The sequence below is a fragment of the Pseudoalteromonas sp. NEC-BIFX-2020_015 genome (assembly GCF_012952265.1).
Taxonomy (GTDB): Bacteria; Pseudomonadota; Gammaproteobacteria; order Enterobacterales; family Alteromonadaceae; genus Pseudoalteromonas; species Pseudoalteromonas neustonica.
Genome location: NZ_JABCJL010000075.1, coordinates 1 through 1,160 on the forward strand (window position 1 = coordinate 1; position 1,160 = coordinate 1,160).

Annotated in this window: 1 protein-coding gene; it reads left to right on the forward strand. The window is 41.1% G+C overall.

What is annotated here, in order from left to right; all coding sequences use genetic code 11:
* Window positions 1–2: 2 nt before the first annotated feature.
* Entirely contained in the window at window positions 3–950 is a 948-nt protein-coding gene (locus HH219_RS21605) for an alpha-amylase family glycosyl hydrolase (RefSeq protein WP_349251635.1), read from the forward strand.
* The last annotated feature ends 210 nt before the right edge of the window (window positions 951–1,160 follow it).

Below are 1,160 nucleotides of genomic sequence, written 5' to 3' on the forward strand. Positions count from 1 at the left end.
TAATCTCACGATGCGTGAGACGTGCATTCTTGTGTGGTGATGATAAATACACAGGTAAAAACTTTGATCACCGTAGGGCGTGGTTGGTAGAGCGAATTAAGTTATTAAGTAGCGTGTTCGCTATTGAAATTGCCGCCTACGCGATTATGAGCAATCACTACCACCTTGTTGTGAACGTCAATAGACGTCAAGCACTTGATTGGTCAGATGATGAAGTAATTGAACGCTGGTATCTACTTTATAATGGCCATGTTTTAGTCGACCGCCACTTAAAAGGTGAGCAGTTAGATAAGCCAAGTTTGCTCTTTTTCAATGAGATCATCGCTAAATGGCGAGAAAGATTGTATGACATCAGTTGGTATATGAAAAACCTCAATGAGTACATTGCCCGCGAAGCCAATAAAGAAGATAACTGCACGGGCAAGTACTGGGAAGGGCGCTATAAGTCACAGGCATTATTAGATCAAACCGCAGTACTCAGTTGCATGGCCTACGTTGATTTGAACCCCATAAGAGCAAATATAGCTGATACGCTTGAAGACAGTGATTTTACCTCAATTCAAGAGCGTATAGCGCATTTCAAAGCCTTTACCATAGACACGGTTAAAGCGAATAAGCCTCTCAAACAAAAAGATACTGTTCAACATGAAAGTCAACCAGCACAGCTAAAGCTATTTGGTGGTAATCATATTAAAGGCACGATCCCCTTTGCATTACTGGATTACATTGAATTAGTCGACTGGAGTGGCCGCCAGATAGATCCAAAGAAAAAAGGGCATATCAACAACGCAGTGCCAAAAGTGCTCCTGACGTTGAATATAGAAGAAGCGCAATGGCTTGAATCAATTCAACGTTTTAGGCAGCAGTACTCAAATTTTGCAGGCAGCAAACAACGGTTAAAGCAGCAAGCCGCCAGCAACGATGTAAAATGGTACAAAGGCGCAGGTTGAACAGTTGCATCTTCATTGGTTTGTTTAAAAAACACGTTATTAAACAAGGTGTCGACCTCGATTTGCCTTTTATACCTAAAATTCCTGCCAAGCAACTGAATTCTAAGTGCTGTAACTAACACTAACAGTGCGCAAAAAATAATGATACGGTTACCTACGATGGTAGAGGTGCAAAATTTTCTGGCAAAATATATGCCTGTCCTTTTTTAC